The sequence below is a fragment of the Rathayibacter sp. AY1F8 genome (assembly GCF_002932165.1).
Taxonomy (GTDB): domain Bacteria; phylum Actinomycetota; class Actinomycetes; order Actinomycetales; family Microbacteriaceae; genus Rathayibacter.
In genome coordinates, this window is sequence record NZ_PSVB01000004.1 from 1 (window position 1) to 25,406 (window position 25,406).

Below are 25,406 nucleotides of genomic sequence, written 5' to 3' on the forward strand. Positions count from 1 at the left end.
CCCGCCCGACCCCGTCGCCCCCGCCCGGCCCCGCGTACACTGGAGCGTCCTCCCGGCCGTCCGTCCTCTGGAGCCCCCGTGACCACGCCCCCCTTCGATCCGCCGTCCGAGCGCGACATCGCGGTCGTCTCCGCCCAGCTGGGCCGTCCCGCCCGGGACGTCGTCGGGATCAGCGCCCGCTGCGTCTGCGGCGACCCGACGGTGGTCTCCACGAGCCCCCGCCTGTCCGACGGCACGCCGTTCCCCACCTTCTACTACCTGACCCACCCCGCCGCGACGGCCGCGATCTCGCAGCTCGAGGCCACCCAGGTCATGGTCGAGTACAACGCGATGCTCGCCGAGGACGAGGAGCTGCGCGAGGCGTACGCCGCTGCGCACCGGGCGTTCCTGGCCGACCGCGAGAGCGTCGGCTCCGTCCCCGAGATCGCGGGCATCTCCTCCGGGGGCATGCCCTCGCGGGTGAAGTGCCTCCACGCCCTCGCCGCGCACGCCCTCGCGGCGGGCCCCGGCGTCAATCCGATCGGCGATCTGGCCCTGGCCCGCGCCGACTGGTCTCCCGAGCGCTGCGCCTGCAGGCCGCTCGACGCGTAGCCGCTCCTACCGGAGCCACGGAGGCGCCACCACCGGCGCGCTCTTCGCTAAGCTGATTCCCAGTCGGGGTCAGTGCTGCCCACCGCATCGAGAGCGGGCACTTCGCATTGCGTGAGGGTGTTCGCATTGTCCATCCCTCTTGGAGAGTCAACCGTGCCCAGAATCCTGATCGTCGGAGGCGGCTACGCCGGCTTCTACACCGCGTGGAAGCTCGAGAAGCAGCTCCGCCCGCACGAGGCAGAGGTCACGATCGTCGACCCGCTGCCCTACATGGCGTACCTGCCCTTCCTCCCCGAGGTCGCCGCGGGGTCGATCGAGCCGCGCCACGCGATCGTGTCGCTCCGCCGCCACCTCAAGAAGACCGCGATCCTCGCCGCCAAGGTGACGAAGATCGACCACGCGAACCGCACCGCGACGATCACCCCGACCGTGGGCGAGCCCTACGAGTTCGAGTACGACCAGATCGTCGTCACCGCCGGCTCCGTCTCGCGCACCTTCCCGATCCCGGGCGTCGCCGACAACGCGATCGGCCTGAAGACGATCGAGGAGGCGACCGCGATCCGCGACCGCATGCTCACGAACTTCGACAAGGCCGCGTCGCTCCCCGCCGGCCCCGAGCGCTCGCGCCTGCTGACCGTCACGGTCGTCGGCGGCGGGTTCGCGGGCATCGAGGTCTTCGCCGAGCTGCGCTCCTTCGCGAGCGCGCTGCTCAAGCGCTACCCCGAGATCGACTTCGAGGAGACGCAGTTCCACCTCATCGAGGCGATGGGCCGGATCATGCCCGAGGTCGCCCTCGAGACGAGCCACTGGGTGCTGAAGAACCTCGACCAGCGAGGCGCCACCGTGCACCTCGACACGCAGCTCAAGTCGGCCGAGAACGGCGTCATCCAGCTGTCGACGGGCGAGAGCTTCGAGTCGGACCTCATCATCTGGACCGCGGGCGTCATGGCGAACCCGTCGATCAAGAACTCCGACCTGCCCATCGAGGAGCGCGGCCGCCTGCGCGTGCGCGCCGACCTCCGCGTCGGCCACGACGACGTGCTCGTCGAGGGCGCCTGGGGCGCCGGCGACGCGACGGCCGTCCCCGACCTCACCGGCGGCGGCGTCGGCGGCTTCTGCGTGCCGAACGCCCAGCACGCCGTCCGCCAGGGCAAGCTCATGGCCAAGAACATCACCGCGGTCCTCCGCGGCGAGGAGCCGGTCGACTACGTGCACAAGAACCTCGGCGCGGTCGCGGGCCTGGGCATCGGCATCGGCGTGTTCCAGTCCGGCAAGATCGCCGTGAAGGGCTTCCCCGCCTGGGTGATGCACCGCGGCTACCACGGTCTCGCCATGCCCTCGTGGGAGCGCAAGTTCCGCGTGGTCTGGGGCTGGTGGAACAACCTCTGGCTCGGCCGCGACATCGCCTCGATCGAGGCCCGCGAGTACCCCCGCGGCTCCTTCGAGACCTACGCGTCGCGTCCGCGTCCGGCGGCCCCGGCCGCCGAGGCTCCGGCCGCGCAGGCCCCGGCGCAGATCCCCGGCCAGGCCGGTGCTCCGGTCCCGGTCGGCGGCGAACCCGCCAAGTCCTGACACCGCCGCCGGGAGGGTCGCTCCACCCGGTGGTCGCCCCCATAGCCCAATCGGCAGAGGCAGACGACTTAAAATCGTCTCAGTCTGGGTTCGAGTCCCAGTGGGGGCACTCCGTCCGACGTGCCGCTCTCTAGGCGGCGCGGGCGTGCGCGCTGCGTCGAGCGGGCTCGAGCAGCCCGGCCTCGAGAGCCTGGGTGATCTCGCCCGGGGTGCAGTCGGCGCAGAGCACGACGAGCTCCTCCTCGGTGTCGCGGCCGCCGGAGCGGTCGAGGACGACGGCGTCGGTTCCGCAGAGTGCGCATTCGATCATGCGGGTACCGTACGTCCGACCTCCGACATGCGCGCGGCAGTGCCCCGGCGCGTCTCGCCCGGATCCGACAGGGCGCCGGGTGCGCCTCCAGACCGGTCGTCCTTCCGGCCGGAGGGGCCCGGTGTTCGGGAATCGGACGAGGATCCCGCGCGCCCGCGCCGCCTCGCCTAGAGTCGTCACCGGGCGGTTCCGCGCCCGGGCGCCCGCGTCCGGATGCGAGCCGCCCGGTCCACGGCGGGCGCCGGAACGGTCCCGCTTCTCGTGCCCGCGGGCACCGTCATGCACCGCCCGGCGACGGGCGGCCGGGAGGCCCCCATGGGGAAGCTGCTCTACGGAGCCTCGGGAGTCGAGATCGAGTTCGACGACCGCACGCTCACGCACGTCCAGATCGTCATCGCCAACAAGCTGCGCCGCCGCGAGAGCTTCTTCTTCTCGTGGCGGGACGACCCCGCGGTCGGCGACGGCCGCTCGAGCATCTGGCTCGACCCCTCCGTGCCCCTCTACTTCAAGTACTTCGGCGGACGGGTCCCCTCGATCAACCGCACCTGGATCGACCTGCTGACCGTCTCGGCGAACTCGTCCGGCGGGCTGCAGCTCGTGCAGGAGCCGGACGCCGCCCCCACCCCGCCGCCGAAGGGCGAGCAGGGCGCCTGACCCCCACCCGCCACGCCCCGGAGAAGAGCCCCATGCAGCGCGACGTCTCGGCCCACCTGACCCTCGACGTCGCGGCTCCGGCCGCCCTCGTCCTCTCGATCGCGGTGGCCGACGCGTACGGGGCGGAGGAGTCGCTGACGCTCACCGTCGACGGCCGCCCGCTCGCCGCTCGCGAGGTGATCGACCAGCACGGCACCCGGCTGCACGTGCTCGACGCGCCGGTCGGGCACCTCGTCGTGGACTACTCCGCGCGCGTCCTGGGACGCCTCGATCCGCTCGAGGGCGACGAGGTGGACCGGCTGCGGTACCTGCGGCCGAGCCGCTACGCCGAGTCGGACGTGCTGTGGGCGACGGCCCGGGCCGAGTTCGCCGGCCTCGCCGGGGCGGACCTCCTGCACGCGGTGAGCTCCTGGGTCGGCACGCGGCTGGCGTACGTCCCCGGCTCGAGCCTTCCGACGGACGGGGCCGAGCGGACGCTGCTCGCCCGCCGCGGCGTCTGCCGCGACTTCGCGCACCTCGTCGTCGCCCTCCTCCGGGCGCTGGACGTGCCCGCCCGACTGGCGGCCGTGTACGCCCCGGGACTGCAGCCGATGGACTTCCACGCGGTCGCGGAGGCCTGGATCGAGGGGGAGTGGCGGGCGGTCGACGCGACGACGCTCGCGCCGCGGTGGAGCCTCGTGCGGATCGCGACGGGACGCGACGCGGCCGACACCGCGTTCCTCGGCGTCTACGGCGGCATAGCGACGCTGCGCGAGCTGACCGTCGGCGCCGTGGCCGACGTGCTGCCGGGCGACGACCTCGACCGGCCCGTCTCGATCGGCTGAGCGGGCCCCCGAGCCCGGCTACTCCGACTCGACGAAGCGCCGCCAGGCCCAGATCGACGTGCACACCGCGCTGAAGGCGACGACGGCGAAGAGCACCGGACCCGCTCCGCCGTCGGTCGACCAGGACGCGATGGTCGGGGTGAGCAGCACGAACAGCACGGTCGTCGCGAGGAGCGTGAGCCCGAGCCAGAGCAGCGGGGACCAGCGCAGGATGCTGCGGCCGGCGGAGCGCCCGACCGGGAACAGCAGCACCACGCTCGAGCCGACCGAGATCAGCGTGGTCGCGCTGAGCACCTCCGCGGCGAGCACGGAGCCGAACGAGCCGTCGGGCGGGACCACGGCGGAGGCGCCCCAGGCGAGTCCGGCGAGACCCAGCAGCGAGACGACGCGGACGGCGGAGAGCTTCGCGCGGTCGACGGCGGACGCGCCCTCGGGGAGGACGAGGCCGATCACCACGCCGAAGAGGAGCGCCGGGTCCAGTCCCGCGAAGCGCGAGACGAGAGCGGCCGCCGCGACCAGGAGCAGCGCGCGCGGAGCGGCGACGACGCCGATCCCGCTGACGCCGATCCGCCGGCCGACCAGCGCGGGGACGGCGGCGGCGACCGCGTTGACCACGGCGACGGCCACGATGACGGCGATCAGCAGGCGCAGGTAGGCGGGCTGGCCGTCGACGCGTCCCGAGAGCAGGACGAGGCCGGCTGCGCAGCCGATCATCCCCACGACCATCAGGCGCGGCGAGGCGGGACCGGTGTCCGGCTTGTCGTCGTACTCGACGGCGGCGCGATTGCGGCCCGTGAGGTGCCAGCTGCGCTCGGCGCGGGGCGCCCGCCCGGCCGCGGCGAGGCGGGCCGGCACGACGACCAGGGCGAGCGAGAGCAGAGCGAGCGCGAGGGAGCGCATCCAGTCGGCCATCGAGACGACGGGCGATCCGGCGGACAGCGCGGTGGTCATCCCGGTCGCCGCGCTCCAGCCGCCCGGCTCCGATCCGGCGTCGGGGGCGGGCTGCGGCGGCACGTCACCGCCGTCCTGGTCGGGAGCCGGGACCGGTGCTGCCGTGGGCTCGGCGGTCGGCTCGTCCTCGGGCGCGGGCGCGGCCTCTCCGGGGCGGACGGGCGACGGGGACGCGGTCGGCGCCGCACTGCTCGGAGCGGGAGACGCGGCGGCCCCGGGCGCGGTGGCCGCGGCTCCGGGGGCGGCCGGCGTCGTCGCGCTGGGCGTGCCGGTGGGAGCGGTCGTCGCCGCCGCGAAGGTCACGTCGATCCAGGGGCTCGGCGGGCTGTAGTTGCCGGCGCTGTCCCCGGCGATGGCGGAGACCCGGTGCGCGCCCGCCGTGATCGTGCCGCCGGTGCAGCTCCAGGTGCCTCCGCTGACCGCCGCGTCGCAGGTGTTGACCCGGTCCACGTACACGTAGGCGCGAGTGCCGTCCACGCCCGTCCCGGAGTAGGACGCGCCGCTGAGCGGCAGGGCGGCGCCGTTCGACGGCGAGGTGAGGGCGGGGGCGGCAGGAGCAGCGGTGTCGACCACGAGGGTCACCGGCGCGCTGGCCGGCGAGGCGGCGCTGCCGGCGAAGGAGGCGGTCTGCGTCGCGGTGACGCGGTAGCTGCCCGGCGCCGGAGTGGGGGCGAGCTGGCAGAACCACGCGCCGCCGGAGTCGGCGGTGGCCAGGCACGCGGCGCCGCCGTTCGAGACCGCGGCGACGCTCGCGCCGGGGTAGGCCGTGCCGCGGACCGAGCCCGCCGAGGTCGCCGAGCCGTCGACCGACTCGATGACGGGGGCGCTGAGGACGGCGATCGGGACGGCGGCCGAGGTGGTCCCGCCGCCGGCGAGGAGCTCCACCGCGACCAGGGTCGCCGGCCCGTCGTCGAGGGAGACGGCGCAGCTCCAGCCGCCGTCGGGGCCCGCGGTGGTGATGCAGAGGGGGTCGCCGCCGCCGCGGAGCCCGATCTGCACCTGGTCCCCGGCCGTCGCCGTGCCGGTGACCGTCGTCGCTCCCGTGCTGAGGACCGCGCCGGAGGAGGGAGCGGTGATCGCGAGAGCGGCGGCCTGCGCGGCCGGCGCGGCCAGCCCGGAGACGGAGGCGACGGCCGCGAGGAGCACCAGCAGCAGGGCGGCCGTGCGCCGCGGGGATCGGCGGAGTCGGGGCACCGGCACGACCGGTGAACCCCCCGGTACTGCCACGTCGACGCCCGATTTCACGATGCGTCCATTGCACGGGGGCAGGGGGGAGCTGTCAAGCGCGCCGCACCACTGTTCCCGGATGTACACCATCCGGAGGAGGCGTCTCAGTCGGTCGGGGGAGTCGGGGAGATCCGGGAGAGCGCTTCCGCGAGAATATACCCGTCGATCAGATCCGGAGGACAGTGGAATGCGCGAAGACGAGGCCCGCGGGCGCGATCGGCGGGAGGTGCGCGTCGAGGCTGCGCGCTTCGACGATCCGCGCGAGCTGGGCGCACTCCTGCCGCCGGGCCTGCGCATCGGACTGGCGCAGAGCGCCTTCCAGACGGAGGGCTCCCTCGAGACGGGCGGCCGTGGCCGGTCGGTGTGGGACGACTTCGCGCTGCGACGGGGGACGATCGCCGAGGAGGCCACTCCCGAGATCGCGACGGACTTCCTCCTGCGCTGGCGCGAGGACCTCGCGCTGCTGATCGATCTCGGCGTCGACGAGCTCCGGCTCTCGGTCTCGTGGCCCCGGCTGCAGCCCGACGGCCGCGGGCCGATCGACCGCGGAGGGCTCGGCTTCTACGACCGCCTGCTCGACGGGCTCGCCGAGACGGGGATCCGGGTCGCGCTGACCCTGCACCACCGCGACACCCCGTCGGCGCTCAGCGGCGGCTGGATGAACCGCGACACCGCGTTCCGGTTCGGCGATCTCGCCTTCGAGCTCGGCGGGCGGTTCGGCGACCGGGTCGCCGACTGGATCACCCTCGACCAGCCGTCGACGGTGATGCTCGAGGGCTACGCGCTCGCGCGGCAGGCGCCGGGCGCCGGCCGGCTGTTCAGCGCCCTGCCGGCGCTGCACCACCAGCTCCTCGGGCACGGCGTGGCGCTGGAGGCGCTGCGGGCGGCGGAGGTGACCGGGAGGATCGGCCTCGTCGACGCGCTCGCGCCCGTCGAGCCCGTCTCCGACGACGACCGGGACCGCGCCTTCGCCTCCCTGGCGGACGTCCTGCGGAACCGCCTGGTGGCCGACGCCGTGCTGACCGGGTCCTACCCGGTCGGACCGGAGGAGCTGCCGCCGTTCCTCGGCGCCCTCGCGCAGGCGGATCCGGTCGACCTCGCCCGCATCTCGGCTCCGCTCGACTTCTACGCGGTCGCGCCGCTGCCGCCGCTGCGGATCGTGGCGGGCCGCGACCCGGCGCTGCCGACCGGGGTGGGCGCTCCTCCCGCGCTCCCCTTCCACACGGCGCCCTGGCCGGAGCTGGACCGCACGGGCGACGGCTCGCCGGTCGCACCCTGGGCGGTGGTCTCGGTGCTGCGGTCCCTCGTGGAGCGCTACGGCGACGCCCTGCCGCCGCTGGTGGTGACCGCGCTCGGCGCGAGCTACCCCGACGAGCCCGATCGCGAGGGTGCGATCGTCGACACGGAGCGGATCCGCTGGCTCGGGGCGCACCTGGCAGCTCTCGCCGAGGCCGTCCACGACGGACTGCCGGTGGAGGCCGTGCAGCTCTGGACCCTGGTCGACGCGTTCGAGTGGCAGCACGGCTACAGCCGCCCGCACGGGCTCGTGGCCGTCGACACGCGCAGCCGGGACCGCGTGCCCAAGGCGTCGTTCGACTGGCTCCGGCGCGTCCTCGACGCCCGCTCCTGACGCGGGGGCGTGCGAGACTGCCGCCGTGCGCAGCATCCTCGCCCTCGCCTCCGTCCTCCACGCCGACCCCGCCCCGGTGCTCGCCGCCCTCGCGGACGTCCTCGCCGCCGACGGCGCGTACGAGCGGCGGGGGAGCGGGCTCGAGCGCCGGCTCCCCGTGCTCGGCGTCGAGCAGTGGCGGGTCCTGGCGGACGAGGAGGGGGCCCGGGTCGAGTGCGAGCTGGTCGCCGCACCCGCCTCGTCGGCGCTCGCCGGGGTCCTCCTCCGGCGACGGATCCGCGAGGCGCCGGACCGGTTCCGCGCGGTCGTGACCGCGGTCGCCGACGCGGTGGAGTGACGCTCCGGGGACGCCCGCGCGGGTCCGCTCCGCAGCCCGCTCTCCGCTCCGCCCGCCGCCCCGCCTCCACCCCGCGCCAGCGCCCCCCGAACGGGGAATGCGCGGGCGCTCGCCGCTGTTGTCTACCGATGACGGGACGGGGCTCGGCGCCCCGCCCACCGGACAGCTCGGAGGAGCCAGAGGCAGATGGCAGGAACAGGGATGAACAAGGGTCGAGGGGCGCGCGGCAGTGACGACGAGATCGTCTACCGCCGCCACGCGAACGGACGCGGCATGGTCGCTCCCGGATCGCGCGTCTCGGCGACCGCGTACGTGGAGACCGGCGCCTACGTGGAGCCCGGCGCGACCGTGGGCGAGCGCGCCTGGATCGGCGCGGGCAGCTGGGTCGACCGCGACGCCATGATCGGGCACAGCGCCTTCATCGGCGCGAACGTGCACGTCGGGCCCGAGGCGATCATCGGACCGGGGGCGCGGATCGGGAGCTACTCCCGCATCGGACGCTCGGCCGTGATCGCGACCGGCGCCCGCATCGACCGCGACACCGTGGTGCCCGACGGCGCCCGGAAGGGCATCGACGAGGCGAGCGAGAGCGGCCGCCGCGCGGCCTGACCCCCACGACCCTGTTCCGCCGGCTCCCCGGAGCGGCGGAATAGGGTCGTTCCATGTTCGAACTCCACCACCTCAGCGCCCAGGAGCAGTGGGACTGGCTGCAGCGCGGAGAGGTCACGCCTCTCGAGCTCGCCGATCACTACCTCGCCCGGATCGAGCGCTGGAACGGGGAGCTGGGCGCCTTCGCCACGGTGACCGCCGATCGGGCGCGGGAGCGGGCATCAGCGCTCGGCACCGGGCCCGGCACCGCTCCGCTCTGGGGCCTGCCGAGCGGCGACAAGGACCTCTGGCGGCGCGCGGGCGTGCGGACCGCATTCGGATCCCGGCTGCGCGAGCACCACGTGCCCACCGCCTCCGACGAGATCGTCGAGGTGCTCGACGCGGCGGGAGCGGTCAGCCTCGGCAAGACCGCGACGCCCGAGTTCGGGATGCCCTCCTACACCGAGACGCGCATCGGCCCGCCCGCCGTCACGCCCTGGGACACCCGCCTCGGGGCCGGCGGATCCAGTGGAGGAGCGGCGGTCGCCGTCGCCGCGGGACTGCTGCCGTTCGCCCCCGCCTCGGACGGCGGCGGGTCCATCCGCATCCCCGCCGCGGCCTGCGGCCTGGTAGGACTGAAGCCCTCCCGCGGACGTGTCGCCGCGCTCTCCGGCATCGGCGGAGTCGGCGGCCTGACGGTCGCCGGGCCGATCACCCGCTCGGTCGCCGACGCGGGCCTCCTGCTCGAGGGCATGCTGGAGCGGACGAACGGCCGCCTCCCGCAGCGCTGGTCGCTCGGCGCGCCCGGTGACGGCGACGGCTCGTTCCTCGGCGCCGCGGTGCGCGGAGAGGGGCGCTTCCAGATCGGCGTGCTGACGGACTCGCCCTGGGACGAGGAGTACGAGATCGCTCTCGCTCCGGAGGCGCGCGCCGCGCTGGACGAGGGGATCGCCGCGCTGGCCGCGCTCGGCCACGGGCTCGAGGAGGCGTCGCTCCCCCCGAGCGCCCCGTACCCCGCCGCGTTCCGGACGCTGTGGCAGAGCGGCGCCGCGACCCTGCCCGTCGAGGGCGCGGACCTCGATCTGCTGGAGCCGCTGACCCGCTGGCTGGTGGAGGAGGGACGCCGGCGCTCCGCCCGCGAGATCGTCGGGGCGGCGTCCTGGCTCTCGGGCTACGAGCGCGCGGTGATCGCGGCGTTCTCCGGCGTCGACGCGGTCCTGACGCCGTCGCTGGCGATGACGCCGCGTCCCGTCGGCTGGTACGACCTCGATGATCCCGAGCGCAATTTCGAGCAGCAGTGCCTCTACACGCCGTACACGTCCTTCGTGAACGTGAGCGGCCTCCCCGCGATCACCCTTCCGCTGAGCACCACGGAGGAGGGCCTGCCGATGGGAGTCCAGCTGATCGGGCGACCCGGCGGCGAGGCGACACTGCTGGCGATCGGCGCGCAGCTCGAGCGGCGGGCGCGCTGGCAGAGGCGGCACCCGCCGCAGTGGTGACGGGGGAGGCTGCAGTGGTGACGGGTCCGGGCGCGGCCGCACGGCGGATGGTCAGGGTCCGGCTCTGGTCACTGAGGTAAGCCTTGCCTATACTCGAACACGATGTGCATGTTCGAGGACCGCGACGGCTCCGCGCCGGTCGACGTGAAGCAGTTCCTGATCGCGGGCGACGAGACCGTCGTGCCGTGGATCCAGAGCATCCTCGACGCCCTTCCCGCGAACGCCCGCGGCCAGGTCTTCGTCGAGGTCGACGACGCGCGCGGACTGCCGCCGCTCGCCGCCCCCGGACGGGTCTGCGTCACCTGGCTCGGCCGCTCCGAGCGCTCGGGCGCCCCCGGCACCGGTGAGCGATGCTCCCGCGGAGTCGCACTCGACCGCGCGGTCCGGGCCTGGGTCGGCGAGATGTCGGTCGTCGACGGCGACTACCCGTGGGCCGACGGCCGCCACGACTTCTGCGCCTGGATCGGCGGGGCCGGCCCCGTCGTCGCCGAGCTCGCCGCCGACGTCGAGGCGCGCCTGCGCACCTCCGCCGAGCACGCCGCGCGCTGACCGTCCGCCGGGCGTCCCGGCTGAGTGTTAGGCAAGGCTTACCTTCTGTGCGAGACTGAGGCGATGCCTCTGACGACCGCCGCCCCCGCCCGACCGGCCTACCGGCCGTACCTCGCGACCGTCGCCGCAGCGACCCGGATCGCCCCGCACTTCATCCGCGTGACCCTCACCGGCACCGGCCTCGACCACGTCGGCTGCACCGGCCCCGACCAGCGCATCAAGCTCGTCGTCCCCACCGCAGCCTCCGACGCCCCCGCCTTCCTCGCCTCCGTCTCGGACCCCGACGGACCCGACGGACTCGACCCCGACTGGTACGGCCGCTGGCGACAGCTCCCCGACGAGCTCCGGAACCCGCTCCGCACCTACACCATCCGCGCCGTCCGCCCCGAGGACGCCGAGGTCGACATCGACTTCGCCGCCCACGGCGACACCGGACCGGCCTCCGCCTGGGTCGAGAGCGCCCGCGCCGGCGACCAGATCGTCATCATCGCGCCCGACACGCGCTCCGACCTCCCCGGCGGCGGAGTCGAGTTCCACCCCGGCGCCGCCACCTCCCTCCTCCTCGCCGGCGACGAGACGGCCGTCCCCGCCATCGCCGCGATCCTCGAGAGCCTCGACGACGACGCCACCGGAGCCGCGTTCCTCGAGGTCCCCACCGCCCACGACCGCCTCCCGCTCCGCCACCCCGCCGGCGTCGACGTCACCTGGATCGTCCGCGCCGACGCGGCAGCCCCCGGAGCGGCCCTCGGCGACGCGGTCCGCGCCTGGGCCACCCGCTTCCTCACCGCCCACCACCGCGGCGTCGACGTCAGCGACATCGACGTCGACCACGAGATGCTCTGGGAGGTCCCCGACGAGAGCACCGACCCCGGCCTCTACGCCTGGATCGCCGGAGAAGCCGGCGCCGTGAAGCTGATCCGCCGCTGCCTCGTCACCGAGCTCGGACTCGACCGGAAGCGGGTGGCGTTCATGGGGTACTGGCGCCTCGGCCGCCAAGAGTCCAACTGACCCGGAGCGCCGCAGGGCGACGTTCTGCGGCGTTGTCGTCGGGCGCGATACCGCCGGTATCGCTTCCTCCTCCGCCTTGCAGAACGACGCCCTGCGACGCTCCGGGCGCTGCTCGTAGAGGATCGGCGCGCCGGGGGCGCGGCCGCAGAGGATGCGGCGCGCCAGGGGCGCGACCGCGGGGGACGATGCTGATCGAGTGGATCTCGCAGAGGGCGTCTCGAGATCCACTCCCGACGGACGTCGCGCGTGATCGAACGGTCCTCGGGTGCCTGGCGAGCCGGGCGACCGCGCCCGGACATGCTGATCGGGCAGCCCTCGGAGAGGGAGTTTCGAGATCCACGCCCGACCGATCTCGCGGCTGATCGAGCAGCTCGCGGGCACAGACCGAGCCCGACGACCGCGCACAGACCTGCTGATCGGGCAGCCCTCGGAGAGGGTGTGTCGAGATCCTCCCGGCGAGCGGGTCGGGTACTCCGCGCCGCCCCCGCGTCGAGTCGGCGGCGGCGGGGAGCGGCAGCGGGCTACAGGGTGGGGGAGACGCCCACGAGGCGGCTGGAGAGGGTCCAGAGGTCGTGGGCGAGAGCGCGGTCGCGGGCCTGGGGGTTCAGGGAGCCGTGCGGTGTCAGCTGGTCGAAGTAGGTGCCGCTGGCGGCACCGACGTCGGGCTCGGAGGCGAGGGTGATCAGCGGCACCGCACCCGCCTCGGCGGAGATCCCGAAGGAGCCGACCGAGAGGCTCGTCATCAGCTTCATCATCGTGCTGCCGGCGCCGAAGCTCGTCGAGACGACGCCCGGGTGGAACGAGTACGCGTCGACCGACGTCGTCAGCAGCCGCTCCGCCAGCTCGCGGATGAAGAGGATCGTCACCAGCTTCGACGTGCCGTACGCCCGCCAGCCGCCGAGCCACGGACCGCGGCGGTTGTCGAGGTCGTCGAGCCTCAGGCGACCGAAGCGGTTCGCGAGGCTCGCAGTGGAGACGACGCGGACGCCGGCCCGCTCCCTCGAGGTCTCGATCATCCGCGGGAGCAGGAGCCGCGTGAGCAGGAACGGCGCGAGATGGTTGCTCTGGATCGTCCGCTCGTGGCCGTCGACCGTCTCGGCGCGGTGGGAGACGAGCCCGCCCGCGTTGTTCGCCAGCACATCGATCCGCTCGTAGCGCTCGAGGAGGCCGTCGGCCAGGGCGCGGACGTCGTCGAGCCGGTCGAAGTCGGCCAGGAACGCGTCCCCTCCCACGTCGGCGGCGACCGCGCGGGTGCGCTCGGGGTTCCGCCCGACCACGGCCACGTGGGCACCGGCGGACGCCAGCGCTCCGGCCGCGACCCGGCCGATGCCGGAGCTCGCTCCGGTGAGGACGACGACGCGCCCCGTCATGTCAGTGACCACGGAGATATCCGCCCTTCTCGAGACCGGCTTCGATCTCGAATCGATTGCGCAGCGGATCGCGACCCGCCACCGTGTACGCGAACGGGAACCACATCCCGTAGAGCCGCCACTGCTCCTTGTGCACGGCCTCGTGCTCGAGGACGCTGTCGGAGACGTTGGTGCCCGTGAGGTAGCTCGTGCCGACGCAGGACCCCCCGCGGCCGAACGCCCAGGAGGGCAGACCGGTGAAGACGACGAGGCCGTGGCTGCGCCGGATCGGGCCCGTGCTCCACAGCGCGCCCCAGGCGAGGCCGACCGCGCACGCGAAGAGGTAGCCCGGCCGGGTGATCGCCGGATCCAGGGCCACCGTCGCGACGGCTCGACGGAGCGCGCTCACGCGCTGTCGCGTCCGTAGGTCTCGAGCAGCCGCAGCCAGACCTCGCTGATCGTCGGATAGGAGGGGACCGCGTGCCAGAGGCGCGAGAGCGGCACCTCGCCGACGACGGCGATCGTCGCGGAGTGGATCAGCTCTCCGACCTCCTTGCCGACGAAGGTGACGCCGAGGACGACCTTCCGGTCCTCGTCCACGACCATCCGCGCGGTGCCCGTGTAGCCGTCGGCGGCGAGGGCGGCGCCGGCGACCGAGCCGATCTCGTAGTCGACGACCCGGGTGCGGTAGCCGGCCTTCTCGGCGGCCGCGGCGGTCAGGCCGACCGACGCGACCTCGGGGTCGGTGAAGACGACCTGCGGCACGGCCTCGTGGTCCGCGGTCGCGACGTGCGCTCCCCAGGGGGCGTCGTGGACCTCGGCACCGGTGGCGCGCGCGACGATCACGTCGCCGGCCGCACGGGCCTGGTACTTGCCCTGGTGCGTGAGCAGTGCGCGGTGGTTCACGTCGCCGACCCCGTAGAGCCACGGACGCCCGCCGCCGAGGGGAGCACCGTCGCCGCCCAGCACGAGCATCGTGTCGTCGACCGTCAGCGAGGAGCCGGGCTCGAGGCCCACCGTCTCGAGGCCGACGTCGCGGGTGTGCGGGGCGCGGCCGGTCGCGGCGAGCACCTGGTCGGCCTCGATGACGTCGCCGCCCTCGAGCGTCACCGCCACGGTGCCGTCGGACCGGCGCTCGACCGAGACGGGCGAGTCGCCGAGGCGCAGGTCGACGCCGAGCTCCTGGAGCGCCGAGCCGACGAGCTCGCCGGCGAAGGGCTCGAACGGCGCGAGGAGTCCGCTGCGGGCGACGAGCGTGACGGAGGAGCCCATGCCGGCGTAGGCGGTCGCCATCTCGGTCGCGACGACTCCGCCGCCGATGACGACGAGGCGCGGCGGCACCTCCTCGGCCGAGGTGGCCTCGCGGCTCGTCCAGGGGGATGCCGCGCGCAGGCCCGGGATGTCGGGGACGACGGCGGTGGTGCCGGTCGCGACGGCGACGGCGGAGCGGGCGCGGAGCACGCGCACCTCGCCGTCGGGTCCGGTCACGGTCACCTCGCGCTCGCCGCTCAGGCGGCCGTGCCCGCGGACGAGCTCGATGCCGGCGCCCTCGAGCCACTGCACCTGGCCGTGGTCGTCGAAGTGGCTGGTGAAGGAGTCGCGGCGGGCCAGGAGCGCGGGCACGTCGACTCCTCCGCTCACCGCCTGCGCCGCGCCGGGGAGATCACGGGCGGCGCGGAGCGCCATCGGCGGCCGCAGCAGCGCCTTCGAGGGCATGCACGCCCAGTAGGAGCACTCGCCCCCGACGAGCTCGCTCTCGACGACGGCCGCGGTGAGGCCGCCCTGGACCGCGCGGTCCGCGAGGTTCTCGCCCACCGGCCCTGCTCCGATGACGATGACGTCGAACTCGTCCGTCGTGCTGCTCATGCTGTCTCCCTGGGGTTCTCGGAGGCGTCGAGCCCCGTCGTCGGTGGGTGCCCGGCGCTCAATGCGCCGGCACGATCTCGGCCCGCCAGCCGTCGTAGCGGCCGCCGTGGCTCTCGACCGCCTCGATCACCTGGCGGAGGAACGCGGTGGTCGACTCCTCGTCGACCGCGGCGTGGTGGCTCGCGACGAGGACCTGCCTCAGCCTCAGCCGCGAGATCGCGATCTGGAAGCCGGAGGCCACGAGGACGCGCCCGGCCCGTCGTGCGGTGCTGCGGCGGGAGAAGACGGCGAAGTGGTCGACCTCGCGCAGCTCCCACACCTGGTCGCCGTAGCGGAGCCGGATCTCGAGCTGCTGCGCGGCGCGCTCCTGCTGCGCCTCGAGGGAGGAGCCGCCGGGCGCCGTGACGGTGGTGCTCTCGTCGCTCATCGTCCGGTGAACTCCGCCGTCGTGCGCTGGAGGAAGGCCTCGGTGCCGATGCGCGCATCCTCGGACGCCGCGAGACGCGCGAGCGCCCCGGGGAGCGCGGCCGCGGCCTCGGCGTCGGACGCGGCGACCGCGAGCCGGGCACTGGCCAGGGCGGCCTGCACGGCGAGCGGCGCCTGCGCGGCGATCCGGGCGGCCAGCGCCCAGGCCGCCTCGGCGACCGTCCCGTCGGGGACGACCTGCTGCACGAGGCCGATGCGGTGGGCCTCCTCGGCGTCGAAGAGGTCGCCGGTGAGGATCCAGCGCATCGCGTCGCCCCAGCCGACGGCGCGGGGGAAGCGCAGCGTCGCTCCGCCGAAGGGCAGGATGCCGCGGGCGACCTCGATCTGGCCGAAGCGGGTGGACCGCTCGGCGAGGACGACGTCGCTCGCGAGCGCGAGCTCGATGCCGAGCGTGAGGCAGGTGCCCTGGAGGCCGATGACCACCGGCTTGCTCACGGGGCGGGTGCGCAGGCCCCAGGGGTCGAGACCGCCCTCGGGCACGAAGTCGAGGCCGTCGGAGCCCAGGCGGGGCCCGATGTCGGCGAGGTCGAGCCCGGCCGTGAAGTGCCCGCCCTCGGCGAGGACGACGCCGGCGCGCAGCTCCGGGTCGCGGTCGAGCTCGCCGTACGCGGACGCCAGCTCCGCGAGCAGCCGCAGATCGGCGGCGTTGCGCTTCTCGGGCCGGTCCAGCACGATCGCGAGCACGGTCCCGCGCCGCTCGGTGCGCACGCGCGGTCTCTCGTCGCTCATCGTTCCTCCGCTCGGTCCCGTCCGACCATCTTGCCGGGTGCCGCCGACACGCGCTCGGGCTTGCGCGCCGATGGCAGGGCTCTCTCAGGCCCCGCGGGACAGAGCGCCGAGGAGGCGGAGGATCGTGGGCAGGTCGTCCTCGGCCGCGGTCGGCGACGACGGGGCGAACGAGGTGACGCCGGCGCCCGCGAGCGGGAAGCGGGACCGGAGGGCGTCGAGGCTCGCGACGAGGCGCGAGGCGGGAACGCCGAAGGGCACCGGGTCGAACAGCCCGGCGAGATCGGCGGGGTCGAGCACGTCCAGATCGAGGTGCACGTAGACGGAGGCGGCACCGGTCGCCTCGACCGCCGCGACGAGCGACTCCGGGTCGAGGGCGTCCGCGGGCAGCACCGCGGCGCCCCGCTCGACCAGCCGCTCGAGCTCGCCGTCGTCGGCGGAGCGGACACCTCCGAGGACGACGCGCTCGTCGGCCACCCGCTCCTCGGCGCCCGCGCTCAGGAGGCCGACGCCGCGTCCCAGCGCGGCCGAGAGGACCATGCCGCAGAAGGCGCCGCTGGGGGAGGACTCGGGAGTGTGCGCGTCCGGGTGGGCGTCGAGCCAGACCAGCGCGACCGGGCCCGGTGCCGAGCGCACGGCGTGCCCGATCGCCGCGAACTCGACGCCGCAGTCGCCGCCGATCGTGATCACGGGACCGGTGCGGCCCGAGAGGGCCTCGCGCACCCGCTCGGCGACGGTGGCGACCGAGGCGTAGCGGCGGATGCCGGTGTCCTGGGCGTCGCCCGCCTCGGCGGGGATGTCGAGGGTCGTGGTGGCGGAGGAGGGCAGATCGCCCCGGATCGCCTCGGCTCCGTCGACGAGGCGCATCGCGCGCGTCGACGCCGAGCCCTGCCACTGGGGGACGACGAGGAAGGAGGCCATGTCCCTCACTATGGCACGCGCGCCGGTGCCGGGTGCCTGCGTGCTCAGGCCGCGGGCAGGCCTCCGGGGACGGCCGCGGGGCGGAGCGACGGGGGTGCGCCGTCGAGGTCGACCAGGGCCTCGTCGAGTGCGGAGCGGGCGCGGTCGGCGGCGGCGCGGGCCTCGTCCAGAGCGCCGGCCGGATCGCCTGCCGCACGGCGCACCGCGGTGTCCAGCTGCCCGAGCGTCTCCTCCGCGAGGATCCGGGGTGCCGCGGTGATGCGCTCGCCGTGCACGGCGGCCAGGAGCAGCACCGACTCGGCGCCGAGCCGGGCCGCGGTGCGCGCCGCCTCGAACAGGAGGAGCTGGCGCTCGGCCTGGGCTCGCGGCTCACGGTACCCGGAGACGACGGCGTCCAGAGCGGAGTCGGCGTCGAGCAGCAGGACCAGCAGCGCGGCCGGATCGTGGCGGGCGCCGGCCGACCGGGCGTCGTCGGCGTCGAGGAGGAGCGACCGTGCCGCGGCGCACGCGACGGCCACGTCGGCGGCGGAGGCGAGCTGCGCCGAGGTGCGCAGGTCCGAGAGGGTGGCGGCCCGCTCCAGGTCGTCCCGCACGGAGCGCTCGACGCCGCTCAGCTGCACCTCGGCGCGGGTCACGAGCCCGACCAGCGAGTCGACCGCGTCGAGCAGGGCGCCGGGATCGGGGGAGCCGCCGGCGGCGACGTGCTCGACGGCCTCGCGCAGCGGTCGGACCCGGCGCTCGGGAGTGGTCCCGGCGAGGACGGAGACCTCGGAGCGCGCCTGCTGCACGCGCTCCGGGAGGGACGGGCTCGGCGAGGTCACTCCGTGATCGTACGGCCGGAGTGTGACACCGCGTGACACGGCGGTTCGACCAGCGGCGGCGGCGTGCCCAGGATGGAGTCATGACCCGCTCGCTCGCCATCGTCGAGGTCGCCCGCGTGCGACCGGGCCGCGAGGAGTACCACGCCTACGTGCAGATCCTGAACGGCCGCATCCTCGCCCTCGCGCACGAGCGCGGCTGGCGGGCGGAGCGCTTCGCCGCCGAGGAGCTGGGCACGGAGGAGCTGCTGGCGCGCACGGCGGGGGCGGATGCCCTCGTCCTCGCGGGCGGCGAGGACATCGCTCCCGAGCAGTACGGCGCCGACCGCGGCTACCCTGCCGAGGGTCCCCACGCGGAGCGCGCCGACGCCGCCCAGATCGCGCTGGTGCACCGGGCGCTGGCCCGCCGGACCCCGCTGCTGGGCATCTGCCGCGGCCTGCAGATCGTCAACGTCGCGCTCGGCGGCACGCTGGTGCAGGACCTGGGGCCGGAGGCGGAGCACGTCAACGCGGCGGCCCCTGCTCACCAGCGCATGCACCGGCACGAGGTCGGGCTCGCGGCGGGCTCCGTGCTCGGCGGGCTCTTCGGGTTAGAGGCGCTCGCGGTGCAGAGCGCGCACCACCAGGCGGTCGACCTGCTCGCTCCGGGGCTGCGGGTCGTCGCCCGGGCGGAGGACGGCGTGATCGAGGCCGTCGAGCACGTCGCGGCCCCCCTCGTGGGCGTGCAGTGGCATCCCGAGGACCCGGACGCTCCCGCCGGTCAGCTGGCGACGCTGCTCGACGGGCTGGCGCTCGCCGCCGCCCGCGGGGAGTTCGCGCTGCCCCTCGCCGCCTGAGCGGCCGGGGCTCCCCGCGGGCGACCGTGCTCAGCGGGCCAGTCGGGCCATCCACGCCTCGATGTCGTCGGCCGAGCGCGGGATGCCGGCCGAGAGGTTCTCGGCGCCGTCGGCGGTGACGAGCACGTCGTCCTCGATCCGGACGCCGATGCCGCGCAGCTCCTCCGGGACCGTGAGGTCGTCGGGCTGGAAGTAGAGGCCGGGCTCGATCGTGAAGACCATGCCCTCCTCGACCAGTCCGTCGAGGTACATCTCGCGCCGTGCCCGGGCGCAGTCGTGCACGTCGAGCCCGAGGTGGTGGCTGGTGCCGTGGACCATGTAGCGGCGGTGCTGCTGGTTGTCGGCCTCGAGCGCCTCCTCGGCGCTGACCGGCAGCAGGCCCCACTCGGCGGTGCGCCGCGCGATGACGGCCATCGCCGCGGCGTGAACCTCGCGGAAGCGGATGCCGGGTCGGACGATCGCGAACGCGGCGTCGGCCGCCTCCCGCACCGTCTCGTGAACCTGGCGCTGGGCGTCCGTGTAGCGGCCGTCCACCGGGAAGGTGCGCGTGATGTCGGCGGTGTAGTAGCTGTCCTGCTCGACGCCGGCGTCCAGCAGCACCAGCTGGCCGGGGCGCACCGGCCCGTCGTTGCGCGTCCAGTGCAGGATGCAGGCGTGGGGGCCCGCCGCGGCGATGGTGTCGTAGCCGACCGCGTTGCCGTCGGCGCGCGCGCGTCCGTTGAAGACGCCCTCGATCAGGCGCTCGCCCTTCTCGTGGGCGATGATGCGCGGCAGGTCGGACAGGACGTCCTCGAAGCCGCGGCCCGTCGCGTCGACGGCGGCGCGCAGCTCGGCGATCTCGTAGGCGTCCTTGACCAGGCGGAGCTCGGCGATGTCGCGCTCGAGCGCCGCGTCGCGGTCCGCCCGCTCGTCGGCCTCGACCGCGTCGAGACGGCCGGTCACCGCCGGGTCGGCCTCGCGCAGCACGGCGAGGGGGACGCCGTCGTGCGCGTCGAGGACCGCGTCGAGCTCGGCGATCCCGCGGGTGGCGAGGCCGAGATCGCTCGCGACCTGCGCGAGCGACGGACGCGGCCCGATCCAGAACTCGCCGATCTCGGGGTTGGCGTAGAACTCGTCGGAGTCGCGGCCCGCGCGCTCGCGGAAGTAGAGCGTCGCGCTGTGGCCGGACCCGGCGGGCTCGAGGACGAGGACCGCGCCGGGCTCGGAGTCGGAGCCCCAGCCGGTGAGCCAGGTGAAGGCCGAGTGCGCACGGAACGGGTAGTCGGTGTCGTTCGCGCGCTGCTTGAGGCGGCCCGCCGGGACGACGATGCGCACGCCGGTGTGCAGCGCGGAGAGGCGCTCGCGGCGGGAGGCGGCGAAGGACGCCTGCTCGCGCGGAGCAGGCAGCGGCTCCTCCCGCTCGGCCCAGCCGGACGCGATGAAGTCGCGGAAGCGGTCGGAGGCGGGGGTCGTCGAGCGGTTCGCGGTGGCGCGGGGGCGCGGGGCGGCGGCGGGGTCGGGAGTCTGAGCGGCGGTCCGCTCCTCCGTGTTCGTCATGACTCCCATTGTCCTCCTCCGCACGGCCGCGGGGGCCGCACGGGCCGGGCGGGGGAGGAGGACGGGGAGTCGGTGCCGGGGAGGAGCGTCAGGACGCGTCCTTCACCATCCCGCGGACCGAGAGCTGGACGACCAGCGGCCGGTGGTCGCTCCCGGCGTCGTCGCGGTCGTCGACGACCTGGTAGCCCGAGACCTCCCAGCGTCCGGAGAAGAGGACGTGGTCGATCGGGGCGCCGAGCGCGGGCGGGACCGAGGACGGCCAGGTGCCCAGGGCGGCGCCGCCCGCGACGGTCCCCGCGTCGCGGCAGCCGCCCAGCGCGGCCGAGCCCGGCAGCCCGGTCCAGTGGTCGACCGTGGAGTTCAGATCGCCGAGGACCACGACGTCCTCCTCCGCGGAGCAGAGCGCGGAGACCGAGAGCAGATCGCTCCGCCACTCCGCGAGGCGCGAGGGGATCGGCGCCATGGTGTGCACCGCGGCGAGGACGGGGCGCTCGGGAGTGTCGGGGCGTGCGACGAGGGACGGTGTCGATCCGGTGACGACCGCGGCGGTGTCGACGCTGTAGCCGCCGAGCGAGGGGGAGAGCAGCAGGGCCGCCCCGTCGTCGGCGCCCGACCCGGCGTAGTGGAGGGTCATCGACATCCCCTGGGCGCTGAGCGCGTTCACGACGTCCTGCGCGTGCGTCTGCGAGACCTCGAGGAGGGCGATGCCGTCGACCGCGCTCTCCCGGGCGAGCGAGGCGATCGTGTCGACGGGCACGCCGTCGTGCAGCACGTTCCAGGTCGCGAGGCGCACGTCGGCGAGGCGGTGGGCGCGCGGAGCGGCGGAGTCGTAGCCCCGCGCTCCCTGCACTCCCGCGAGCACGAGCGCGAAGACGACGCCGAGCGCTGCGAGGGCCAGCGCGAGGCGCCTGACCGGAGCGACGAGGACCGCGATCACGACCAGGACAGCGGCGAGCCCGACGGCCGCCGCGCCCGTCGCGAGCCGGAACGGCACCAGCTGGGCGAAGGGGGCCTCCCGGGCGATCCCGAAGAAGCCGGGCGCCGCGACCACCAGCAGAGCGATCGCCACGATCGCCGCCACCGCGGTCTTCACCAGTCTCGTCCCCATCGCCGCCTAGGCTACTAGGGCATCGGAGGGCTCGCAGGCGGCGCGTCTACGATGAGCGCATGCATGTCGACGGGGGCCGTTACGACCTCCACACCCACTCCGTCGTCTCCGACGGCACCGAGGCTCCGGCCGTCCTGGTGCGGGCCGCGGCTGCGGCCGGGCTCGCCGGAGTGGCGCTCACCGACCACGACACGACCGGCGGCTGGGCCGAGGCGCTCGCCGCGGCCGAGGAGGCGGGCATCGACCTGCTGCCCGGCATGGAGCTCTCCTCCCGCGTCGGCTGGGCCAGCGTCCACGTCCTCGCTTACCTCGTCGATCCGGCGGATCCGGGGCTCGTGGCCGAGACCGCGCGCATCCGCTCGGCCCGCACGCACCGCGCGGAGGCGATCGTCACCGCGATCGCGGCCGACTACGACCTCACCTGGGACGACGTCCTCGCCCAGACCAGCCCGGGCACGACCATCGGGCGTCCGCACATCGCCGACGCGCTCGTCGCCCGCGGCCTGGCCACCGACCGCTCCGCGGCCTTCGCGGGGATCCTCGACTGGCGCGGCGGCTACTACCGCCCGCACTACGCGCCCGACCCGGTCGACGCCGTGCGCCTGGTCCGCGCGGCGGGCGGGGTCCCGGTCATCGCGCACCCGGCCGCGAGCGCCCGCGGGATCGCGGTCGAGTCGATCCTCCCGCAGCTCGTCGACGCCGGCCTGTTCGGCCTCGAGGTCGAGCACCGCGAGAACACGGCCGACGGCAAGCGCCGCCTGCGCGAGCTCGCCGAGCAGTACTCGCTCGTCACCACGGGCTCGAGCGACTACCACGGCACGGGCAAGCCCAACCGCCTGGGCGAGAACACGACTGCGCGCGCGACCGTCGACGCGATCCGCTCCTCCGCCCGCTGAGTCGCGGAGAGCCGCTGACAGGCGGAGAGCCGCCGGATCACCGTGACCGCTGAGGGGCGGAGAGCCGCTGAGTCGCGTGGGGACACCGCCGAGTCGCGGGAGAGCCGCTGAGACGCCGAGAGCCCGCCCTCCCGCGACGGATCGCGGGGGGACGGGCTCGGGGCGCGGAGGCTCAGGCCTGCGCGTCGGGGCGCGGCGAGCGGCGGCGCGACCGGGTGCGGCGGCGCGGCTCGCTGTTGCCGTCGTGGTGCTCCTTGCTCTCGCTCGAGGGAGCGGGGCCGGTCTGCTGCGGAGCGGTCGAGTCGGCGGAGTCGGAGCGGGTGCGGCGACGCGGCGGCCGGTCGCCCCGCTCGGAGCGCTCGCCGCGGTCGGAGCGCTCGCCCCGGTCGGGTCGCGCGTCGGCCTTCGCCTCGGCGGGGATCGGGGTCGGCTTCAGCCGTCCCTTGGTCCCCGCGGGGATGTCGAGGTCGGTGTAGAGGTGCGGCGACGACGAGTAGGTCTCGACCGGGTCGGGCTGGCCGAACTCCAGCGCCCGGTTGATGAGGGCCCACTTGTGCAGGTCCTCCCAGTCGACGAAGGTCACCGCGATGCCGGTCTTGCCCGCGCGCCCGGTGCGGCCGACGCGGTGCAGGTAGGTCTGGTCGTCGTCCGGGATCGTGTGGTTGATCACGTGGGTGACGTCGTTCACGTCGATGCCGCGCGCGGCGACGTCGGTGGCGATCAGGATGTCCTTCTTGCCGGCCTTGAACGCCGCCATCGCGCGCTCGCGCTGCTCCTGGTTGAGGTCTCCGTGCACGGCCGCCGCGTTGAAGCCGCGGTCGTTGAGCTCCTCGACGATGCGGGCCGCGGCGCGCTTCGTGCGGGTGAAGATGACGGTCTTGCCGCGGCCCTCGGACTGCAGGATGCGCGCGATGACCTCGTCCTTGTCGAGCGAGTGCGCCCGGTAGACGATGTGCTTGATGTTCGCCTGCGTGATGCCCTCGTCGGGGTCGGTCGCGCGGATGTGGATGGGCTTGTTCATGAAGCGGCGCGCGAGCGCGACGATCGCGCCCGGCATCGTCGCCGAGAAGAGCATGGTGTGGCGGGTGGGCGGCGTCTGCGCGAACAGCTTCTCGATGTCCGAGAGGAAGCCCAGGTCGAGCATCTTGTCGGCCTCGTCGAGGACCATCACCTGCACGTTGGCGAGCGAGAGCAGGCGCTGCCCGGCGAGGTCCAGGAGGCGGCCGGGGGTGCCGACGACGATCTGCGCGCCGGCCTTCAGCTGCTCGATCTGGCCCTCGTAGGCCTTGCCGCCGTAGATCGAGACGATCTTGGTCGGCCGGTTGGAGGCGGCCAGCTCGATGTCCTCGGTGACCTGCACGGCGAGCTCGCGGGTCGGGACGACGATGAGCGCCTTGACGCCCGGCTCCGGGTCGGTGCCGAGGGCCTGGATGAGGGGGAGGCCGAAGCCGAAGGTCTTGCCGGTGCCGGTCTTGGCCTGGCCGATGATGTCCTGCTTCTGCAGGGCCAGGGGGATCGTCTGCTCCTGGATGGGGAACGGCTCGAGGATGCCCTTGGCGGCGAGTGCGGCGACGATGTCGTCGTCGATGTTCAGATCGGAGAAAGTCACGGAGTGAAGCGCCTGTCGTGTCGAACGGTCTACGCCCCTGTACGACTCCGGGCGCAGGGTCACCGATCCAACGCCGGTGACATCCCGGCGAGTCTACTGCTCCCGGCCCCGCCGGCCCCGGAACCCCGCTCCTCCGGCGCCCTATGCTGAGGAAATGGCTGCCTGGTTCCGACGTCGACGTCCCCTGCTCGAGGTGCCCCGCCTGACGCCCCGCGGGGAGTCGAGCCAGAAGCGCGACCGCGTCGACCTCGCCGACCTCACCCCCGAGGTGCTGCCCTACCTCGGCCAGGTCGCCTACCTCCAGCTCGCGGTGTTCGAGGTGCTGGCGCGCGCCGTCGCCGAGACCGACGACCTCGCGGACAAGGAGGCCATCTCCTCCGCCGCCGGCACGGCGCTCGCGAAGCACCACGCGGTCGTCGCCGAGCTGCGCCGCCGCGACGTGGAGCCCGGCGAGGCCATGACTCCGTTCCGCCCCGCGATCGACACCTTCGAGCGGCTCACCCGCGGTGCGGACCTCCACGAGACGCTGCTCTCGGCGTACATCACGGCGGGCCTGCTCGACGACTTCTTCATCCGCCTCACCGGCGGGCTGCCCACCGACGTGGGGCCGCGCATCGCGCAGACGCTCGGCGCGGACACGGGCGTCGACGGCGTGATCGCGATCCTCCGCCGCGAGATCGCCGCGGACGAGCGCCTGGGCTCGCGCCTGGCCGTCTGGGGCCGCCGCCTGGTGGGCGACACCCTTCTCGTGGCGCGCTCCGCGCTGATGGGGTCGGGCAACCACGACTCCGACGAGTCGCGGATCGAGCCGGTGTTCACCGAGCTCATCGCCTCGCACACGCGTCGGATGGACGCGCTGGGGCTCACGGCCTGACGGTTCGCGGCGTCGCACTGCCCCGGAATCCGGAACGACGGAGGCGCGGAAGTCCGAGGACTCCCGCGCCTCCGGCTCGGATCAGGGGGCGACGCGTCCCGAGAGCATCGCCTGCAGGGAGGCCTCGTCGCGGCGGGCGCGGCTGCGCCCGAGCGAGAGGCCGACCGGGACGACGACTACGGCGGTCGCGACGAGGGACAGGACCCAGATCAGGCCGCCGTCCCACGGCAGGCCCGCCCAGGTCAGTGCGACCCAGACGACTGCGGCGACGAGGCCGCCGATCGCCGGGACCAGCACGGAGCCGTGCAGGTGCCGGTGCGGCAGCCCGTAGCGCGCGGCGAGACCGATCAGGACCCCGAACAGGGTGATGAAGAGGAGCTCCACGACGTGTCCGCCCGGGACGCTCTAGGCGACGAAGCCGACGCGGCGCGACTCCTCGGAGCCGACCTCGACGAAGGCGATGGTGGCGGTCGGGACGATGTAGATCTTGCCCTTCTCGTCGCGGAGGCGGAGGACGGCGGTGCCGGCCTCGAGAGCGGTGGTCACCGTCTTCTCGACCTCGGTCACGGACATCGACGACTCGAAGTTGAGCTCGCGCGGGGTGTTGACCATTCCAATACGGATTTCCACCAGCAGTGCCT

At 74.5% G+C, this 25,406-nt stretch carries 27 protein-coding genes and 1 tRNA gene; 14 read left to right on the forward strand and 14 right to left on the reverse strand.

Annotation, left to right across the window (positions count from 1 at the left end; translation table 11 throughout):
* The first annotated feature begins 78 nt into the window (after positions 1-78).
* The 3 genes from C5C35_RS04510 to C5C35_RS04520 all read left to right on the forward strand — a co-directional run bounded on the left by C5C35_RS04510 (position 79) and on the right by C5C35_RS04520 (position 2,272).
* Positions 79-591: a DUF501 domain-containing protein gene (locus C5C35_RS04510; protein ID WP_104227430.1), complete on the forward strand. Its 513-nt coding sequence runs from the start codon at positions 79-81 to the stop codon at positions 589-591.
* Between the two features lie 153 nt (positions 592-744).
* Complete coding sequence (locus tag C5C35_RS04515; RefSeq protein WP_104225019.1) at positions 745-2,163, forward strand: NAD(P)/FAD-dependent oxidoreductase; 1,419 nt, start codon at positions 745-747, stop codon at positions 2,161-2,163.
* 35 nt (positions 2,164-2,198) lie between these two features.
* Positions 2,199-2,272 (forward strand) — tRNA-Leu (locus C5C35_RS04520).
* A gap of 21 nt (positions 2,273-2,293) precedes the next feature.
* Here C5C35_RS04520 and C5C35_RS04525 read toward each other — a convergent pair.
* Positions 2,294-2,473 carry a hypothetical protein gene (locus tag C5C35_RS04525; protein ID WP_104225020.1) on the reverse strand — a complete coding sequence of 60 codons (180 nt, stop codon included), beginning with the start codon at positions 2,471-2,473 and terminating at the stop codon, positions 2,294-2,296.
* Positions 2,474-2,788: 315 nt separating this feature from the next.
* Between C5C35_RS04525 and C5C35_RS04530 the strand changes: the two genes are divergently transcribed.
* Together C5C35_RS04530 and C5C35_RS04535 are read left to right on the forward strand one after the other, a co-directional pair.
* Positions 2,789-3,127, forward strand: coding sequence for an ATP-dependent DNA ligase (locus C5C35_RS04530; RefSeq protein WP_068211888.1), 339 nt, complete (start codon positions 2,789-2,791; stop codon positions 3,125-3,127).
* A 32-nt stretch (positions 3,128-3,159) separates the two neighbouring features.
* A complete protein-coding gene (locus C5C35_RS04535; protein WP_104262655.1) occupies positions 3,160-3,951 on the forward strand; it encodes a transglutaminase family protein in 792 nt (263 codons plus the stop codon).
* Positions 3,952-3,969: 18 nt separating this feature from the next.
* On the opposite strand, the gene C5C35_RS04540 is transcribed toward C5C35_RS04535, so the two are convergent.
* On the reverse strand, positions 3,970-6,096 hold the full coding sequence (locus C5C35_RS04540; protein WP_181134082.1) for a hypothetical protein: 2,127 nt from the start codon (positions 6,094-6,096) through the stop codon (positions 3,970-3,972).
* A 220-nt stretch (positions 6,097-6,316) separates the two neighbouring features.
* On the opposite strand from C5C35_RS04540, the gene C5C35_RS04545 reads away from it, so the two are divergent.
* From C5C35_RS04545 to C5C35_RS04570, 6 genes are all read left to right on the forward strand, one after another.
* Positions 6,317-7,759, forward strand: a complete 1,443-nt coding sequence (locus C5C35_RS04545; protein ID WP_181127339.1) for a glycoside hydrolase family 1 protein — start codon at positions 6,317-6,319, stop codon at positions 7,757-7,759.
* Positions 7,760-7,784: 25 nt separating this feature from the next.
* A complete protein-coding gene (locus C5C35_RS04550) occupies positions 7,785-8,096 on the forward strand; it encodes a hypothetical protein (RefSeq protein ID WP_104250106.1) in 312 nt (103 codons plus the stop codon).
* 201 nt (positions 8,097-8,297) lie between these two features.
* The gene (locus tag C5C35_RS04555) at positions 8,298-8,705 is read left to right on the forward strand and encodes a transferase (RefSeq protein ID WP_104334124.1); all 408 of its coding nucleotides are present in this window, start codon (positions 8,298-8,300) and stop codon (positions 8,703-8,705) included.
* A gap of 53 nt (positions 8,706-8,758) precedes the next feature.
* On the forward strand, positions 8,759-10,183 hold the full coding sequence (locus tag C5C35_RS04560; RefSeq protein ID WP_104262658.1) for an amidase: 1,425 nt from the start codon (positions 8,759-8,761) through the stop codon (positions 10,181-10,183).
* 108 nt (positions 10,184-10,291) lie between these two features.
* Positions 10,292-10,732 carry an SIP domain-containing protein gene (locus tag C5C35_RS04565; RefSeq protein WP_160034004.1) on the forward strand — a complete coding sequence of 147 codons (441 nt, stop codon included), beginning with the start codon at positions 10,292-10,294 and terminating at the stop codon, positions 10,730-10,732.
* A 63-nt stretch (positions 10,733-10,795) separates the two neighbouring features.
* Positions 10,796-11,740, forward strand: coding sequence for a siderophore-interacting protein (locus C5C35_RS04570; RefSeq protein WP_104262659.1), 945 nt, complete (start codon positions 10,796-10,798; stop codon positions 11,738-11,740).
* A gap of 521 nt (positions 11,741-12,261) precedes the next feature.
* Here the strand turns inward: C5C35_RS04570 and C5C35_RS04575 are convergent.
* The 7 genes from C5C35_RS04575 to C5C35_RS04605 all read right to left on the reverse strand — a co-directional run bounded on the left by C5C35_RS04575 (position 12,262) and on the right by C5C35_RS04605 (position 17,909).
* Positions 12,262-13,122, reverse strand: coding sequence for an SDR family NAD(P)-dependent oxidoreductase (locus tag C5C35_RS04575; RefSeq protein WP_258068999.1), 861 nt, complete (start codon positions 13,120-13,122; stop codon positions 12,262-12,264).
* A complete protein-coding gene (locus tag C5C35_RS04580; RefSeq protein ID WP_104227423.1) occupies positions 13,112-13,498 on the reverse strand; it encodes a Fe-S oxidoreductase in 387 nt (128 codons plus the stop codon). The genes C5C35_RS04575 and C5C35_RS04580 overlap by 11 nt, the downstream gene beginning before the upstream one ends.
* Entirely contained in the window at positions 13,495-14,955 is a 1,461-nt protein-coding gene (locus C5C35_RS04585) for an NAD(P)/FAD-dependent oxidoreductase (protein ID WP_104225031.1), read from the reverse strand. Before C5C35_RS04585 ends, C5C35_RS04580 begins: the two co-directional genes overlap by 4 nt.
* Positions 14,956-15,013: 58 nt before the next feature.
* Entirely contained in the window at positions 15,014-15,382 is a 369-nt protein-coding gene (locus C5C35_RS04590) for a ribonuclease E inhibitor RraB (protein WP_104225032.1), read from the reverse strand.
* Entirely contained in the window at positions 15,379-16,170 is a 792-nt protein-coding gene (locus tag C5C35_RS04595; RefSeq protein ID WP_104256199.1) for a crotonase/enoyl-CoA hydratase family protein, read from the reverse strand. Before C5C35_RS04595 ends, C5C35_RS04590 begins: the two co-directional genes overlap by 4 nt.
* 84 nt (positions 16,171-16,254) lie before the next feature.
* Entirely contained in the window at positions 16,255-17,088 is an 834-nt protein-coding gene (locus C5C35_RS04600; protein WP_104248221.1) for an arginase family protein, read from the reverse strand.
* A gap of 44 nt (positions 17,089-17,132) precedes the next feature.
* A complete protein-coding gene (locus C5C35_RS04605; RefSeq protein ID WP_104239623.1) occupies positions 17,133-17,909 on the reverse strand; it encodes a hypothetical protein in 777 nt (258 codons plus the stop codon).
* An 80-nt stretch (positions 17,910-17,989) separates the two neighbouring features.
* On the opposite strand from C5C35_RS04605, the gene C5C35_RS04610 reads away from it, so the two are divergent.
* On the forward strand, positions 17,990-18,742 hold the full coding sequence (locus C5C35_RS04610) for a gamma-glutamyl-gamma-aminobutyrate hydrolase family protein (RefSeq protein ID WP_104262661.1): 753 nt from the start codon (positions 17,990-17,992) through the stop codon (positions 18,740-18,742).
* 30 nt (positions 18,743-18,772) lie between these two features.
* On the opposite strand, the gene C5C35_RS04615 is transcribed toward C5C35_RS04610, so the two are convergent.
* Both C5C35_RS04615 and C5C35_RS04620 read right to left on the reverse strand, forming a co-directional pair.
* A complete protein-coding gene (locus C5C35_RS04615; RefSeq protein ID WP_258063451.1) occupies positions 18,773-20,278 on the reverse strand; it encodes an aminopeptidase P family protein in 1,506 nt (501 codons plus the stop codon).
* 88 nt (positions 20,279-20,366) lie between these two features.
* Positions 20,367-21,386: an endonuclease/exonuclease/phosphatase family protein gene (locus C5C35_RS04620; RefSeq protein ID WP_146084563.1), complete on the reverse strand. Its 1,020-nt coding sequence runs from the start codon at positions 21,384-21,386 to the stop codon at positions 20,367-20,369.
* Between the two features lie 59 nt (positions 21,387-21,445).
* Here C5C35_RS04620 and C5C35_RS04625 point away from each other — a divergent pair, with 59 nt between their 5' ends.
* Positions 21,446-22,282 (forward strand): PHP domain-containing protein, encoded by an 837-nt coding sequence (locus tag C5C35_RS04625; protein WP_104224845.1) that lies wholly within the window; start codon positions 21,446-21,448, stop codon positions 22,280-22,282.
* Between the two features lie 172 nt (positions 22,283-22,454).
* Here the strand turns inward: C5C35_RS04625 and C5C35_RS04630 are convergent, their stop codons facing one another.
* A complete protein-coding gene (locus tag C5C35_RS04630) occupies positions 22,455-23,891 on the reverse strand; it encodes a DEAD/DEAH box helicase (protein ID WP_104224844.1) in 1,437 nt (478 codons plus the stop codon).
* A 154-nt stretch (positions 23,892-24,045) separates the two neighbouring features.
* Here C5C35_RS04630 and C5C35_RS04635 point away from each other — a divergent pair, with 154 nt between their 5' ends.
* The gene (locus C5C35_RS04635; RefSeq protein WP_104224843.1) at positions 24,046-24,765 is read left to right on the forward strand and encodes a ferritin-like fold-containing protein; all 720 of its coding nucleotides are present in this window, start codon (positions 24,046-24,048) and stop codon (positions 24,763-24,765) included.
* An 81-nt stretch (positions 24,766-24,846) separates the two neighbouring features.
* Here the strand turns inward: C5C35_RS04635 and C5C35_RS04640 are convergent, their stop codons facing one another.
* Positions 24,847-25,149 (reverse strand): hypothetical protein, encoded by a 303-nt coding sequence (locus C5C35_RS04640; RefSeq protein ID WP_104226942.1) that lies wholly within the window; start codon positions 25,147-25,149, stop codon positions 24,847-24,849.
* 21 nt (positions 25,150-25,170) lie between these two features.
* Complete coding sequence (locus C5C35_RS04645) at positions 25,171-25,395, reverse strand: DUF3107 domain-containing protein (protein ID WP_104224841.1); 225 nt, start codon at positions 25,393-25,395, stop codon at positions 25,171-25,173.
* Positions 25,396-25,406 lie beyond the last annotated feature (11 nt).